Here is a 12,230-nt window from a genome sequence, read left to right as displayed (position 1 = left end):
GGTTAATATTGGTTTTATGCTGAAATCAATCTGTATTACGATTTATGCGCTATTTATACATTAAAGTGGCTGATACTGAGAAAATTGTTAATTATCCAAGATAGTTTTCCAACAATTGTTTACTATATTTGTTAAGTAGACATATTGCTCACTCCCGAAAAATCCCCGCTATGAAATTTGTATCCTCTTCTGGTTCATTAGACTCGTTTGAATTAGCGATCTTAGGTTATGGAAAGACTACTAAAACCTGGCGGGATCGCAACCTGTTGCAATGCCGGTTCTCGACCTTCTGGCGGCAAAAGACGGATACGCAGTCGGCTCCATTGCATACATGGGAAGTTAAGCGGCTACTAAGTGGACTACGCTCGCTTTGGAACAGAGCAACTACTTATGTGGACTTTACCTTTTCTGAGCCAGGTTTGAGCGTGGAAGCTAAAGCACTGCCTAACGATAAGTATCGCCTTCAGATTCAACTCGATCGTTCTCTAACCCCTTCCTGGCACGCTTATCCTGATTTTCCGATGGAAATGGATATTCTTCTGAGTCGCAATCAATTACAGGAAGCTATTCAGGAATTGTCAGGGCAAATAGATAATTACCCAGAGCGGTAGAATAAACGAGTGCTATAACTGATCTGGCCTTTTGTCCGGATGCAAACTTCATAGTTTGCATCCGGACAAAAGGCCAGATCAGTTATAGTAAAATCTTTTTGATTGAAAATTATTCCGTTAGATAAAATGATTTAATATACTGATTGTGGAAAATGTTATATTAGTTGTACAACTATTTAATAATCAATAGATTTCATTATCGAGTAAATCACTATTTCGATTTTTTTTTGTTTTTTTTAGCCGATCCTTTTTTGATAGCATCCCTGTTATTACCATATTTGTATCTACAGCAATTGGATAGGCGACTTGTATGGATAGCCTAACCCGGAAAAAAGTTACTGATTCCTCTTAAACAAAAACAACCAAGCAGTATGAAAGTGGTCAAGCGTAGAAATCGCCAGATGACTATGGAGCGTATTTTACGAGCCATGGGCGACGTAATGGCTGAACGTGGTACGGAAAAAGCAGGCATCAATGCCGTTGCGGAGCGTGCTGGGGTGAATAAGGTTCTCATCTATCGGTACTTTGGTGGATGGAATGGGCTACTGGAAGCCTATGTACATCGCGGTTTCTTTCTGTCGATGTTTAATGAGAAATTTCTGGAATCAGTCCCCAATAACTTACCGCCTGAGAACCGTAGTAAAGTTTGGTCGGAATATACCATCCAGTTTATGCGCGAGTTTCGGACCCGTAAACCGTCGCAGGAACTGATTCGTTGGGAGATGACGCACGGTGAGACAGAACTGGCTCGTCGTCTGGCCGATTTCCGGGATCAGTCGTACAAAAATCTGGTTAGCAAATTAGCCCCTTACTCTGAATTTGACCCAATGGCAATCACCAGCCTGATGGTAGCTGCTGTTACAAATATCGTGCTGACCAGTGCGCAGCGCGATCATATTGGCGATATTGACCTGCGTTCTGACGCGGGTTGGGAGCGTTTAGAAACCGCAATCCGTCGGATCTATTCCAGCCTGAACATTGCGCTCGAACGCGAAAAATCAAAGAAAGCAGAAACAGTTTAGAATTTAGATAAATGGGGTACTACGTAGTGGTGTCAGCCAGACCGCCGGTGTGGAATTCGAAAACCTGATATCACTACGTAGTACCCCACGGGCTATTTATTCATCAATTCCTCAATTTCATCGGCTTCAACAGGGATATTTGCCATCAGATCTGTATTGCCTGATTCCGTGATCACTACGTTGTTTTCCAGGCGAATGCCAAGTTTCTCTTCCCGAATGTAGATGCCCGGCTCAACCGTAAAAACCATACCGGGTTCCATTTTCCGGTATTTATTCCCAACATCGTGAACGTCGAGCCCCAGAAAATGCGACGTGCCGTGCATGAAGTACTTTTTATACAGAGGAGCATCCAGGTCTTGATTCGCCACTTTGTCACGGTCCAGTAAACCAAGTCCAATCAGTTCCGACTCCATCACTTTACCTACTTCACGGTGGTAATCATCCCAGAGATTGCCGGGGCGTAGCATTTGCTTCGCTTCGTTCATCACCCGTAGTACGGCATCATAAACGGCCCGCTGACGGGTTGTGAACCGGCCGTTTACCGGAACCGAACGGGTCATGTCGGCATTATAATTGGCGTATTCAGCGCCGATGTCCAGCAGAATTACGTCGCCATCCTGACATTGCTGACTATTATCGATGTAATGCAGTACGCAGGCATTAGCACCTGAGGCAATGATCGGGGTATAGGCAGCTCCGCGCGAACGATTTTTAATAAATTCGTGCATCATCTCCGCTTCGATCTCGTATTCCCAGACGCCAGGTTTAATGAACCCTAACAACCGCCGGAACATTTTATTGGTGATGTCAATAGCGGTTTGAATGAGGGGTATTTCCATGGGTTGTTTAATGGCTCGCAGATAATGCATAAGCGGAGCAAGCCGTTCCAGGTGATGCAGTGGATATTTTTGACGGAACTCGACAATATAACGAGCGTCCTGCGTTTGAACCTCAATTCCCGCACGGGTGTGCTCATTGGTGTTCAAATAGACATAATCGGCTTCAAACACCAGTTGTATAAACACCTGCTCGAACTGATGGGTCCAGTAAATCTGCTTTTGGGGTATGCCCGTTGTTTGCTCGGCTTCGGTCTTCGTCAGCTTGTGGCCTTCCCAAATTTCGATCAGCTCACTGGTTTCGCGTAGAAACAAAATTTCGCGAAACTTCGGGTCTGGATGCTCAGGGAACAGTACTAAACGGGTTTCTTCCTGATCGACGCCCGTTAGATAGAAAAGGTCGTTGTTCTGCCGAAACCCCATTGTGCCATCGGCATTGGTGGGCATAATATCATTGGCATTCACAACGACTAACGATTTGGGCTTGAGTAGATTCGTGAGCCGCTGCCGGTTTTGACTAAATAGCTGGTTGTCGATCGGTAAATAACGCATAAAGCAGGCCGTTGGGGCTATGTTTCTGATTAATTTTGCAAAGAAACTCAAAACCGTACTAGTTTCTGAGCGTTTCATGGTTAGCCTTTTATACAACCTCGGGAAAGGGCCTACTTTTTTCTAATTGAACGATTATGATTCGACTGACTGCGTTCCTTTGCCTGCTGGCTTTTTCGATACAGGCACAACCCAAATATTGGATTTTACTCCGCGATAAAGACAAAAACTCAGCTCCTGCTCTATCGTCCAAAGCCTTAAGCCAGCGACAAAGTTTGAATCTGCCGGTTGATGAAACGGACCAACCGGTGACCGTAGCGTATCTTAGTCAGTTGCAGCAGGCTGATGTAAAACCCATTTGCCAGTCGCGCTGGCTCAATGCCGTATCGGCCCGGCTGACGGCGCAGCAGTACGCTCAGGTTCGAACGATGCCGTTTGTCAAAGACATTCGGGCAATTGACCCGGCTATTGTCATTACGTCGATTGGTTCACCCGACAGTGCTGAACAGCCCGCCCCTCACTCAACCAATCCGAAACTTGCCCCTGTGATGACGCAGATCCAGGCAAACGACTTTGCACAAGCGGGCCTGACAGGTCGGTTCGTAACTATCGGTGTAATTGATGCTGGATTTTTTGGCGCCGACTCTGCCAATGCGCTCAAGCACGTATTCGTGCGCAATGGGGTCAAGCAGGTTCGCGATTATGTCAATGAAAAAAAGACGCATAGTGAACTGCTACGTACACTCGAAACTACGTCAGACCTCCACGGAACGGAGGTACTGGCTGCTATTGCCGGAAACGATCCAACCGAAAATCTACAGTTTGGACTGGCTACCGATGCTACGTTCTACCTGGCACGAACTGATCAGGGAAACCGTGAATACCGGGGCGAAGAAGATAACTGGGTCGCGGCCATGGAATGGATGGATAGCCTGGGAGTTCGGCTCATCAATACGTCACTTGGATACGCGAAGGGCATGAGTAATCCGAAAGACAATTACGAGCCCAGCCAGATGGACGGACACACGAGTCTTATCAGTCGGGCGGCTCAGATTGCGGCCGATAAAAAAGGAATTTTGATTATTGTATCAGCCGGAAATGAAGGGGAAGATCGTTCATGGCGGATTATCAGTACCCCGGCCGACGCGCAGGGTGTTCTGGCCATTGGAGCAACAAATTCCCGGCTCTGGAATCGTATCGGGTACAGTAGCATTGGGCCGGAAAATCTGCCGTATTTGAAACCGAACGTATCGTGTTTCTCCCTGTATGGTACGTCCTTATCGGCACCCGTTATTACGGGGTTTGCTGCCTGTTTAATGCAGGCCAATCCGAAGTTGACGAATAAGCAAATAATGGAGGTTATCGAGAAGTCGTCGCATTTGTATCCCTACGGCAATAACTACGTTGGCTATGGCGTACCGCAGGCGTCGCGGGCGTTGGCGCTACTGAAACATCAGGAATTGCCTGCCACAGCCCGGTCGGTGAAAGCTACGGGTAAAACCTTTACGTTGCCGATCGAAACAACCGAAGCCGTTGTATCGGTTTTTCATAAAAAAGATGCAATCCACGTAATGCAGCAGGAAGCAGCTAAAGTGGCGAATGGTAAGGTAACGTTGCGTCGGTCGAATGACGAGAAACAAACTACCGTCGATTTGAAGAAAGAAGTGATTGAAGTGATTTGGGAGTAAGGCTTTGGTATGAAGAAAAATTAATTTCCGTTTCAGATGGGCCTTAGATGGCGAGTGTAGTTTTGCTTCCGTAATCAACAGTAAACAACAACTGACTATGGAAACCAATGCAAAATTAATCGCTGTCGCTATGCTGGTCGCTACGTTAGCGTCTCCTCTGGCTCATGCACAAAATCAGACTAGCTCAACTGAACCGGCTCCACCAATAGCCCTGAATGCCCCTGATCGACCAGATGCTCCACCACTGGGTGGTCCGGGAGGTCGACCAGGAAAACAGGGTCCTAAGCCCGGTGGTTCTGACCGTGAACAGGGTCCCGGTCGAAAACAAGCAAACGGATTAACTTCGTTAACAACTGTTTCGGGCACGGTTGGCCAGTGGACCGGAAATGACGATGCCGTTCTTGATGGCTTCACGCTTACTGGCAGTTCGGGTGCCGCTACGACGGTGAAATTTCCAGCACATCTGGGGCAACAGGTACAAAAAGCCATTCGGTCGGGCAGTAGCGTGAACGTAACGGGTTTTGCGGAAACAACGCCACAGGGTGAAACCCGTTTTCGCATGAACAGCCTGACAGCCGGCAAAACAACGATCTATGATGCCCCGCCAACGCCTAGAACCTCGACACCCGAAACCCCAGCACTGGCTACTGTAACCGGAAAAATTGCCGATTATCGACTGAATCGGGAAGGCCGCGTTAGTGGATTGGTACTGGATGACAAAACGATTGTCAGCATTCCCCCTCACGTAGCGTACCAGCTAACCGATTTGGCTAAAAAAGGCAGTGCCATTACGGTACAGGGCTACCCAAAGATTCTTAACGAAGGGCAGGTTCAGCTGGAGAAAGTAAACATCCTACGAGCTTCCGTGTTGACAATCAACGGCCAGCAATACCTTGTTCGATAATCAATGACGGTAACCTGGACAGCCACATCCGGGTGTGGAATAATAGCATTCACACCCGGATGTGGCTGTCCAGGTTACCGGTCGAATCCAAAACCCTAGATAGCTCTTGAAAATTCTGGTTATTGAAGATGAGCGTAAACTAGCCCGGTTTATTAAACAAGGACTGGAGCAGAACGGACACGTAGCTGACTTAACGCATTCCGGTTCTGAAGGGCTTGATCATCTGGCGGGGGGCTTGTATGACCTCGTCCTGCTCGACCTGATGCTGCCCGGCCAGACTGGCTTCGAGGTGTTGCAAAACCTTCGCGCGTTCGGGCTAATGGTGCCCGTCATGATCCTATCGGCCTTGAGCGATCCGGAAAAAGTTGTACAGGGACTGGATTTAGGTGCGGTCGATTACTTGCGAAAACCGTTTGATTTCAATGAGTTGCTGGCTCGAATCCGGGTACTGCAACGACGTACCACTACCAGTGATAATGTCGTACTGCGTGTCGCTGATTTAGAAATGCAGCTTGTCTCGCATGCGGTCTTAAAAAACAACGTAACGCTGGAGCTGACGAATCGGGAATTTGCGTTGCTTGAATTACTGATGCGCCGGGCGGGGCAGTTAATTACGAAAAACGAAATTGCCGAAAAGGTATGGTCTGCCGATTACGATATGGGCAGTAACGTCATTGAGGTTCATATTTACCAGCTCCGGAAAAAACTCGATGCCATCGGCACAACAGGTCTGATTGAAACGCTTATTGGCCGCGGCTATCGGCTCAAAACGACATGAGTCTGCGGAGTCGGATCGTGCTGGCCGTAACGGCGGTATTTGCCAGTATCAGCTTGCTGGCGGGTTGGCTGATGTTATCCCGTGCAGAGGTCAGTTTGCAAAACGCGTTCGATCGAACAATCCAGACCCGCGCCGACTGGTTATTGTCACTGGTCAGTGTCGATCCGGTCATCTTGCCGTTGCCTACCGATACAGAACGCATGCGGGTAACGTATCGGGCTTACGGTCATAATAGAGAGTTATTTCGAAGTCCCGGTTTTCCTGACAAAGATGGAGGTATTCGGGAAAAGAATACTCTGGAGCAGTCGTATCGGTCTGTAACGACGCATACTACAAGCGATCAACTACCAACTGGCGACGTAAGCCTGACGCTAGCCGTACCCGATGCCAGTTTACGACAGGATATCCAGCGATTGAGGTGGGTATTTGGCTTGGGCTGGCTGTTGAGTGTAGTGCTGGCTTTTGGGGGCGGATACGTAGTGGCTGGCTGGTTATTGAAACCGATTCAGCAGATTGTAAGCCGGGCCAACGAAATTAACGATACGTCGTTCATCGATCCCATTCCATTGCCCGAAAGCCGTGATGAATTGTACCAACTGACCGATACATTAAATCGGATGCTGGGGCGAATTCGGGAAAGCGTCGAATTGCAGCGTAATTTTTTCGGAGCCGCAGCGCATGAACTTCGAACCCCTTTAGCCGTCATGAAAACCGGCCTTGAGGTTACGATCGGTAGTGACCAGGTCGACGAACGAACGACGCCGTTTCTGACAGGGCAACTGGACGAAGTGAGCCGACTGACGCGGTTGCTCGAAGAATTTCTCACCCTGAGCCGGCCGGATGAAGGCTTATTATTAGTTAAACCGACGCCAACGGATCTTTCATCATTAATAAAAAAATGCGCGGGTTTCTTGACAGCTGTTGCGGCTGACTATGACGTTAAGATCCGAACGGATGGGGGAGGAGAATGCGTACTTCCGCTGCTTGTCGATGCCGCTAAACTGGAACACATTCTGCTGAATTTGCTCGAAAATGCGATTAAATACGCGGTTTCAGGAAGTGATGTAATTGTTACGTATCAACAGGCAGAAACGTGTGTCATCATCGTGCAAAATCAGACCCTTCGCGAAACGGGGCCTACACTAAACCTCATGCAGCCTTATTTTCAGGCTGATCCATTTCGTGAAGGACATGGACTCGGCCTCTGGATCAGCCACCGCTTAACAACCATTCTTGGTGGAACGTTACGTCTCGACTGGCAGGACTATACCTTTACCAGTACGTTAAATTTACCCATTTCTCCCAATTTTTAAAACTAAACAAACAACCGAATGAAAGGACTCTACTGCGTACTCCTGCTTACATTGTCGAACGTATTTATGACCCTGGCCTGGTACGGTCATCTCCAAATAAAGCAGTTCCCGATACTGGCCAAACTGTCGCTGTTTGGGATCATCATGCTTAGCTGGGGGCTGGCATTTTTCGAATACATTTTCCAGGTTCCGGCTAACCGGGTTGGGTCTGAAGAAACGGGTGGACCATTCTCTCTTTTTCAACTGAGAACGATTCAGGAAGCTGTTTCTCTAACGGTTTTTACGCTAATTACCGTATTCGTTTTCAAGTCAGATAAACTCGGCTGGAATCATATCGTGGGCTTCGTATTTATTGTGATCGCCGTATTTTTCATCTTCAAGAAATGGTAAACATCGCTGAAAAATCTGATACGCGTCAACCCTCCAGAACAAGTCTGCGGGCGCTGGATTGGGCCAATTTTTTTTTGGCTGACGTGCGCGACGGGCTGGGTCCCTATCTGGCGATTTTTCTATTAACCTCGCTGCACTGGAATGCGCAGAATATTGGCTTGGCTATGTCGGTGATGGGGATTGCTACGGTAGTCACCCAAACCCCAGCGGGTATTCTGGTCGACCGAACTCGTAAAAAACGGCTGTTATCCATTATGGCATCCATGCTAATTGCGACGGCGGCTCTTTTAACGATTCTGCTGCCAACCTACAGTGTCGTGATTGGCGGACAAGCCCTGATGGGAGTAGCGGCTGCCTGGTTTGCCCCGGCTGTTGCTGCTATTACGCTGGGTTTGGTGGGACACAACGTACTGGACCGGCAAATTGGACGTAACGAAACGTTTAATCACGCAGGAAATGTGTTTGCCGCCCTGCTCGCCGGACTGATCGGATACTACGTTAGTCCTAAAGGTATTTTTGTTCTGCTGGCTGCCATGTCGCTGGTGAGCAGTGTAACGATCTGGCAGATTCGGGAAGAAGATATTGACCATGAACTGGCGCGCGGTGATGGCGATACGGAAGGCGGGGATTCAGGCGATAAACCATCGGGCTGGCGAGCTATATTTACTAATCGACCTATTCTGTTTTTTGCGCTGGCCTGCGTTTTGTTCCATTTTGCAAATGCAGCTATGCTGCCCTTACTGGGTCAGCGGTTAGCGAAGGGGATTAATGCGGGCGCTTCTTCGGCATATATGTCAGCCTGCATCATTGTGGCGCAGATTGTGATGATTCCCGTTAGCGCACTGACCGGTCAGTTAGCCGATAAAGGACGAAAGCGTCTGTTGCTGATTGGCTTTTTAGTGCTGCCGATTCGCGGGGTGCTCTACACCTTAACCAACGATCCGATCCTGTTGATAGCGATTCAGGTTCTGGACGGAATTGGGGCCGGTACGTTCGGCGTGTTGTCTATTCTGATTGTATCCGATCTGACCAAAGGGAGTGGCTTATTCAACACAACGCAGGGGGCCATTGCTACGGCAATTGGGCTGGGCGCTTCACTCAGTAATGCGTTTGCCGGAGGAATTGTGCAGCGATCGGGCTACAATACAGCCTTTCTGGTATTGTCAGGAATTGCCGTGGCAGCGTTGGCTATACTGAGCTTGTTTGTTCCTGAAACAAAGCAGATCAGTGAGGCCTCCTATAAATAATGCCCTTTGCTAAGGTAATTTTTTACGTAATCAGCAATACCTTCTTCGAGTGAGCAAAACGGTCGATCATAGCCAATGGAACGTAGTTTCGACATGTTGGCCTGGGTGAAGTACTGGTATTTATCCCGAATGTCGACGGGTGTATCGATAAAATCAATCTGGGGTTCGAGGTCGAGCGCGTAGAACGTATTCTTTGCTAGATCGAGAAAGGTGCGGGCTTTGCCACTGCCCAGGTTATAGATGCCGGAATTACGTCGGTGATGCATCAGGAAGGAACAAACCTCAATGACATCTTTCACATAGACAAAGTCGCGCATTTGTTCGCCGTCGGCAAAGTCGGGATTGTGTGACCGGAATAATTTCATTCGGCCCGACTGGTTAATCTGATTAAAAGCGTGGAAGATCACAGAAGCCATCCGGCTTTTATGATACTCGTTTGGGCCGTATACATTGAAGAATTTCAGGCCTGCCCAAAAGAAGGGTTTACGTTCCTGCTCCAGCGCCCAGCGGTCGAATACATTTTTTGACTCGCCATAAGGATTGAGCGGCTTTAACTGAGAAACCAGCGATTCATTGTCATCATAGCCCAGTTCACCCAGGCCGTAGGTGGCTGCCGATGAGGCATATACGAGCGGTATCTGATACTCAATACATCGGTTCCAGATTTGCTTGGAATACTCAACGTTCAGATGCTCGAAAATATGCCAGTCAAATTCGGTGGTATCCGTGCGGGCGCCGATGTGAAAAATAAACTCAACTTCCTGATAGTTCTGATCGAGCCAGTCAAAAAACACTTCCCGATCGACCCGTTCCTGAATCCGCTTTCCGGTCAGATTTGCTTCTTTTTCAGGATTGGAAAAGTCATCAACAGCGATGATAAAATTGAAATTTTCCTGATTCAGCTTACTGATCAAACAACTTCCGATAAATCCGGCGGCTCCCGTAACTATGATCATAGAATAACAGTAGAGAAGGTTCCTATAGTGGTAAATAGGTAAGTATCAGTGTGAATGAAGTGAAACAGGCTGTAAAGATACGTTATTTAAATTGTACAATAGAATAGCGTTTTTGGGGATTAATTTGTACTTTTTTGTGATACAGGATTGAATGAACAAGATAGGTTAAGGATCAGGATTCTCCACTTTTAAACGGCTACAAGAGTACGTACCTTTGCGAATTATTTATCAAGTCGGCGTTTCTGGAAACCGCCCTATCTAAACCAGATCCATGGTATACATTAATCGAATTGAACACTTTAACGCGGCTCACCGGCTGTATAATCCAGCCTGGTCAGACGAGCGGAATCAGGAAGTTTTTGGTCCTTGTGCGAATGCTAACTGGCACGGACACAACTTTGAACTGATCGTAACGGTCAAAGGAGAGCCAGACCCAGACACAGGGTTTGTTATTGACCTGAAAGTACTGGGCGACATCATCAAGCGGGAGGTTATTGAGAAAGTTGATCACAAAAATCTGAACCTGGATGTTGACTTTATGCGGGGTAAAATGGCCAGTTGCGAAATCTTCATCACCGAAATCTGGAAGATTCTTGAACGCGCTTTGGAGCCCGTTACCGACGCACATCTTCATCAACTTCGTCTCTACGAAACCCCAAAGAATTTTGTCGATTATTTTGGTGAATGAGACTGTTAGGAATGATAAATGACCTACTACCTAATTGCCGGCGAACGATCCGGTGATCTTCATGGCGCTAATTTAATCCGGGCGATTCAGCATCACGATGCTAACGCGCGCTGCCGGGCGTATGGAGGTGAACAGATGGAAGCGGCCGGTGCTACGCTCGTGCGGCATTACCGCGAGATGGCGTTTATGGGATTCTGGGAAGTCGCCAAAAATCTAGGCACCATCCGTCGAATTCTGAACGAGTGTCAGGCCGATCTGCTGGCTCATCGTCCGGACGTACTGATTCTAATCGACTACGCGGGTTTTAACCTACGTATGGCTCGTTTTGCGAAAAAACAGGGCATTCCGGTGTTTTACTATATTTCACCGAAAGTTTGGGCCTGGAATCAGCGTCGGGCGTTAAAGATCAAGGTCAGCGTGGATCGGCTGTTTACGATTCTGCCCTTTGAGACTGAGTTCTTTGCTAAGTACGACTACAAAGTTGACTACGTCGGGAACCCGCTGCTCGATGCCCTCGCAGACTTTCAACCCGATCCAGCGTTTCTCGAAAAGTTAGGATTAAACGAACAATCGGTTAGAAGACGTCCTGTAGTGGCACTTCTGCCTGGCAGCCGCCGTCAGGAGATTACGTCTATCCTGCCCACCATGCTGACCGCCACTCGCCAGTTTCCGGATTATCAATTCGTAGTCGGTACCGTCAGCAATCTACCTAAAGAGCTATACGACCATTTTTTACGTGATTACCCAGACGTACTACGTGTGAGCGATGCGGCTTATGACTTATTACACATCTCGACGGCTGCGCTCGTTACGTCGGGGACGGCCACGCTCGAAACTGCTTTGCTGAACATACCGCAAGTGGTTTGTTATAAAACGACTGGCGTTACGTATGCCATTGCCAAACATCTTATTGCCGTACCGTTTATCTCACTCGTCAATCTGATTGCGGATCGTGAGGTAGTCAAAGAGTTGATACAGAATGAGTTTACCCCCGAACACGTCACTGCCGAATTAAAAGCTATTTTACCGGGAGGTTCACAGCGTGATAATCAGTTAGTTGGTTACGCTGACGTGCAGAAAAAAATGGGTGAACCCGGTGCTTCTGAACGGGCGGGGCAGCAAATGGTGAAGGTCCTTCAGGCGTTGACGTCCGTAAATTAGTAAAGCGAATTAGTAGCGAATCAGCGTTTTGCCGCTGATTGCAGAAAACCTTTACCTCTGCCTGGCGTTTATCGGCTAAAGTTTTCA

The 12,230-nt window shown here is 48.0% G+C and carries 12 protein-coding genes; 10 read left to right on the top strand and 2 right to left on the bottom strand.

The genetic code is table 11. The features are described 5' to 3' along the window. Positions 1-170 precede the first annotated feature (170 nt). Together IC230_RS18990 and IC230_RS18985 are read left to right on the top strand one after the other, a co-directional pair. Positions 171-611: a WapI family immunity protein gene (locus IC230_RS18990; RefSeq protein ID WP_191040626.1), complete on the top strand. Its 441-nt coding sequence runs from the start codon at positions 171-173 to the stop codon at positions 609-611. Positions 612-1,012: 401 nt separating this feature from the next. Further along, a complete protein-coding gene (locus IC230_RS18985; RefSeq protein WP_191040864.1) occupies positions 1,013-1,633 on the top strand; it encodes a TetR/AcrR family transcriptional regulator in 621 nt (206 codons plus the stop codon). 92 nt (positions 1,634-1,725) lie between these two features. On the opposite strand, the gene IC230_RS18980 is transcribed toward IC230_RS18985, so the two are convergent. Next, positions 1,726-3,021 carry an aminopeptidase P family protein gene (locus IC230_RS18980; protein WP_191040625.1) on the bottom strand — a complete coding sequence of 432 codons (1,296 nt, stop codon included), beginning with the start codon at positions 3,019-3,021 and terminating at the stop codon, positions 1,726-1,728. Between the two features lie 134 nt (positions 3,022-3,155). Here IC230_RS18980 and IC230_RS18975 point away from each other — a divergent pair, with 134 nt between their 5' ends. The 6 genes from IC230_RS18975 (at position 3,156) to IC230_RS18950 (ending at position 9,338) form a co-directional block, all read left to right on the top strand. Then, on the top strand, positions 3,156-4,706 hold the full coding sequence (locus IC230_RS18975) for a S8 family serine peptidase (RefSeq protein ID WP_191040624.1): 1,551 nt from the start codon (positions 3,156-3,158) through the stop codon (positions 4,704-4,706). A gap of 97 nt (positions 4,707-4,803) precedes the next feature. Next, entirely contained in the window at positions 4,804-5,610 is an 807-nt protein-coding gene (locus IC230_RS18970) for a hypothetical protein (protein ID WP_191040623.1), read from the top strand. A gap of 106 nt (positions 5,611-5,716) precedes the next feature. Continuing rightward, positions 5,717-6,388, top strand: a complete 672-nt coding sequence (locus IC230_RS18965; RefSeq protein ID WP_191040622.1) for a response regulator transcription factor — start codon at positions 5,717-5,719, stop codon at positions 6,386-6,388. Further along, positions 6,385-7,701, top strand: coding sequence for a sensor histidine kinase (locus tag IC230_RS18960; protein ID WP_191040621.1), 1,317 nt, complete (start codon positions 6,385-6,387; stop codon positions 7,699-7,701). The genes IC230_RS18965 and IC230_RS18960 overlap by 4 nt, the downstream gene beginning before the upstream one ends. Before the next feature lie 18 nt (positions 7,702-7,719). Then, positions 7,720-8,091: a DMT family protein gene (locus IC230_RS18955; RefSeq protein WP_191040620.1), complete on the top strand. Its 372-nt coding sequence runs from the start codon at positions 7,720-7,722 to the stop codon at positions 8,089-8,091. Continuing rightward, positions 8,085-9,338, top strand: a complete 1,254-nt coding sequence (locus IC230_RS18950; RefSeq protein WP_191040619.1) for an MFS transporter — start codon at positions 8,085-8,087, stop codon at positions 9,336-9,338. Before IC230_RS18955 ends, IC230_RS18950 begins: the two co-directional genes overlap by 7 nt. Here the strand turns inward: IC230_RS18950 and rfaD are convergent. Then, positions 9,329-10,294, bottom strand: a complete 966-nt coding sequence (gene rfaD, locus IC230_RS18945) for an ADP-glyceromanno-heptose 6-epimerase (protein WP_191040618.1) — start codon at positions 10,292-10,294, stop codon at positions 9,329-9,331. The two genes, IC230_RS18950 and rfaD, sit on opposite strands and share 10 nt — an antisense overlap. Positions 10,295-10,565: 271 nt before the next feature. Here rfaD and IC230_RS18940 point away from each other — a divergent pair, with 271 nt between their 5' ends. Both IC230_RS18940 and lpxB read left to right on the top strand, forming a co-directional pair. Continuing rightward, a complete protein-coding gene (locus IC230_RS18940) occupies positions 10,566-10,982 on the top strand; it encodes a 6-pyruvoyl trahydropterin synthase family protein (protein ID WP_191040617.1) in 417 nt (138 codons plus the stop codon). An 18-nt stretch (positions 10,983-11,000) separates the two neighbouring features. After that, entirely contained in the window at positions 11,001-12,143 is a 1,143-nt protein-coding gene (gene lpxB, locus IC230_RS18935; protein ID WP_191040616.1) for a lipid-A-disaccharide synthase, read from the top strand. Positions 12,144-12,230 lie beyond the last annotated feature (87 nt).

Origin of the sequence: Spirosoma validum, assembly GCF_014699035.1 — a bacterium.
Taxonomy (GTDB): domain Bacteria; phylum Bacteroidota; class Bacteroidia; order Cytophagales; family Spirosomataceae; genus Spirosoma; species Spirosoma validum.
Note: the sequence above shows the minus strand (reverse complement) of the source record. Positions and strands in the feature narration are given on the sequence as shown.

What these genes read in the sequence shown, in the direction of transcription:
- rfaD (WP_191040618.1), bottom strand. Translation starts at nt 10,294, where the DNA reads ATGATCATAGTTACGGGAGCCGCCGGATTTATCGGAAGTTGTTTGATC.
- IC230_RS18950 (WP_191040619.1), top strand. Translation starts at nt 8,085, where the DNA reads ATGGTAAACATCGCTGAAAAATCTGATACGCGTCAACCCTCCAGAACA.
- IC230_RS18955 (WP_191040620.1), top strand. Translation starts at nt 7,720, where the DNA reads ATGAAAGGACTCTACTGCGTACTCCTGCTTACATTGTCGAACGTATTT.
- IC230_RS18990 (WP_191040626.1), top strand. Translation starts at nt 171, where the DNA reads ATGAAATTTGTATCCTCTTCTGGTTCATTAGACTCGTTTGAATTAGCG.
- IC230_RS18985 (WP_191040864.1), top strand. Translation starts at nt 1,013, where the DNA reads ATGACTATGGAGCGTATTTTACGAGCCATGGGCGACGTAATGGCTGAA.
- IC230_RS18960 (WP_191040621.1), top strand. Translation starts at nt 6,385, where the DNA reads ATGAGTCTGCGGAGTCGGATCGTGCTGGCCGTAACGGCGGTATTTGCC.
- IC230_RS18940 (WP_191040617.1), top strand. Translation starts at nt 10,566, where the DNA reads ATGGTATACATTAATCGAATTGAACACTTTAACGCGGCTCACCGGCTG.
- IC230_RS18970 (WP_191040623.1), top strand. Translation starts at nt 4,804, where the DNA reads ATGGAAACCAATGCAAAATTAATCGCTGTCGCTATGCTGGTCGCTACG.
- IC230_RS18980 (WP_191040625.1), bottom strand. Translation starts at nt 3,021, where the DNA reads ATGCGTTATTTACCGATCGACAACCAGCTATTTAGTCAAAACCGGCAG.
- lpxB (WP_191040616.1), top strand. Translation starts at nt 11,001, where the DNA reads ATGACCTACTACCTAATTGCCGGCGAACGATCCGGTGATCTTCATGGC.
- IC230_RS18975 (WP_191040624.1), top strand. Translation starts at nt 3,156, where the DNA reads ATGATTCGACTGACTGCGTTCCTTTGCCTGCTGGCTTTTTCGATACAG.